This window comes from Pirellulales bacterium, from assembly GCA_035656635.1.
In the GTDB taxonomy this organism is placed as follows: Bacteria; Planctomycetota; Planctomycetia; order Pirellulales; family JADZDJ01; genus DATJYL01.
On sequence record DASRSD010000027.1, the window covers coordinates 1 to 2454 of the forward strand.

The following is a 2454-nucleotide window of genomic DNA, read 5'->3' on the forward strand; positions in this document are numbered from 1 at the left end:
CCGATGCGCACTGATGCGGTGCGGTCCATCGATGCGCAGCAATTGGCATTCGACATCATGTACTTGAAGCGCCCGGTCCAGCCGACGCCATAAATCGCCGTTTTTTACCGGCACCATTTTGCCGTGCCATTCCCAATGCCAGTTGTTCTCGCGCCAATCGTCCAGCCCGTAACAGATGCCGCGGCGAACATAGCTGCTGCTGGTTTGCAGCGTAACTTTGGCCGGCGAATCGATGGCTTCCAATCCCCGCACCACGGCCAACAATTCCAGCCGTTCTTCCGGCAGCATTGGCTCGGCATCTTCCACATCCACTTGCTGACGACCGTCGACGGTGGCCAGGACGAAGTGCCAATTTCCCGAGCGGTTTTGTTTCCGGCATTCAGCCTTCAGCAAAAAATGGGGAGCACGAATGGACATGGCAACCACGGTGCGGAAATGAGGGTGGGAGCGGATGTAGCCTGGCCGGCTACGGCGGGTCGTTTGGTAAGCCAGCCATCCGGATAGTTTTAGTTATCGCCAGGGTTTACCCAGCCGGTTCAGTTTTCCAGACCGCGAAATTTTCACAATTGGCTTCTAGCACGGACGGCAGCCGTTACAATCGGTGGCGTGCGAAATTTTGGAACTTCGCCGTGAGGATTAAAGTGCCTGAAATCGCCGTCAACACCGCGGAAGTGGGCTTGCTGGAAAGCCAATTACGGCAAAGATTTAACCTTGTCGAACAGCGGTTAATCATCGGCCAAAAAGAGCTAAGCATGCTCCATCCGCGCTCCGCCGACGATTTGATCGACGAAGAAGCCTTCAACCGGGACGAGCGATTGCCCTACTGGGCGGAAATTTGGCCATCCGCCTATGTTTTGGCCCAACAGATTGCCGGCACCCTCACCTCGCCACGGCGAGTCGCCTGCGGAAACCCGGCCCTTTCCCAGAGAGAGAAGTACAAAGAGGGGCCACAAGAGACGAAAAAACAACCTCGATTGCTCGAGCTCGGCTGCGGTTGCGGACTGGCGGTAATGGCTGGATTGGCGGCCGGCTACTGCGTTACCGCAGTTGATTACTATCCCGAAGCCCTGGATTTCGTCCGTTTGAATGCCGCCCGAAACAATCTGCCGCAGCCCGAAACAAAGATAGTCGATTGGCGAAATTATCCGGCCGATTTGGCTGGGTTCGACCTGGTCGTTGCCGCCGACGTGCTTTATGAGCGCGATTACTGCTGGTTGATTGCCGCCGCGATGCGTCAGTCGCTTCTGCCTGGGGGTTTGGGGCTAATTACCGATCCGCAGCGCGGCAAGGCCGAGGCGCTCCCCGATGAATGCCGGCGCGCTGGGCTGAACATCTGCAAACGGCAAGTTTTCGGACCGCTGAACGTTCCCGGCGGCGATCCTGACGTTTGCCAAAGGGTCAATCTATTTGAAATTCGCCGCGCTGAAGAGCAAGCCTGAAAAAAATTAGGTAGTGGGCCAGTTTGATTTTTCAGGGTGGCTGGGGTCGAACGAAGTGAGCCCCCAGTCGCAGAAATTCCGGGGGCTCGGCGGCACTCGACCCCGGCCACCCAAACTGTTTCCATCAAATTGGCCCCCTACCAAAAATTACCCATTGAACCTGCGCAATACAAAGCCCGGGGGATCCAACCCCCGGGCTTTTATTGAGCGCGCCGCAGCGCGACCCAACGAGATCCATTGCTAACTGACTTTGCGTCTGGCTTTCCGCGCCGCCGCGGTGCTTAAGCCGCTTCGACCAGTTTCAGCGCCGGCACTTCGCCTGTGATGCCGACAACCCACTCTTCAAAAATACGCACGTCCAACGCAGAAGCGCTAATCGCTTCCGGATGGAACTGTGTGGCCAGCACCCACCACTGGTCGGTTTTACTTTCAAACGCTTCGATCACGCCGTCCGGCGAGCGAGCGCTCACTTTGAAAGGCGTCGCCAACTCGTCGACCGCCATGTGGTGCATGCTGTTCACACGAATTTCGCCGTCGCCAAACACGCGTTCCATGAGCGTGCCGGGCACCACTTCCAGCCCGTGGCGATGGGCGGTGTCGAGCGAATCGGAATGGGGAATCGCCTTGGGCAAATCTTCCGGAATGTGCAAATACAAATTCCCGCCCTGCGAAACATTGATCAATTGCATGCCGGAGCCGATGCCGAACACGGGAATTTTCCGCTTGGCAATTAATTTCATCAGCAAGCGATCGGATTCTTCGCGGCGCGAATCCATTAGCCGCGTGCTGGGGTGCAGCATGTAGCCATCGTTGCGTGGATCCAAATCGGCTCCGCCGACCAGCACCACGCCGTCGAGCAAATCTAAAATGCGGTTCAAATCTTCCGCTTCGGTCAGCGGCGGAATGACCACCGGCACGCCTCCCACAGCCGAAACACTATCGTAATAGCCGCTTGCCACGTACGAAAAACTAGGCGCATCCTTCTTCCCGGTCCGATATTCCGCGTTCATCCCGA

3 protein-coding genes are annotated in these 2454 nt (G+C 57.1%); 1 reads left to right on the top strand and 2 read right to left on the bottom strand.

Annotated elements, in window-relative coordinates; all coding sequences use genetic code 11:
* On the bottom strand, window positions 1–417 hold a 417-nt coding region (locus tag VFE46_01970; GenBank protein HZZ26747.1), incomplete at its 3' end, for an RNase H family protein.
* Window positions 418–629: 212 nt separating this feature from the next.
* Here VFE46_01970 and VFE46_01975 point away from each other — a divergent pair.
* Complete coding sequence (locus VFE46_01975; GenBank protein ID HZZ26748.1) at window positions 630–1439, top strand: class I SAM-dependent methyltransferase; 810 nt, start codon at window positions 630–632, stop codon at window positions 1437–1439.
* Between the two features lie 281 nt (window positions 1440–1720).
* Here VFE46_01975 and VFE46_01980 read toward each other — a convergent pair.
* On the bottom strand, window positions 1721–2454 hold a 734-nt coding region (locus tag VFE46_01980; GenBank protein HZZ26749.1), incomplete at its 5' end, for a gamma-glutamyl-gamma-aminobutyrate hydrolase family protein.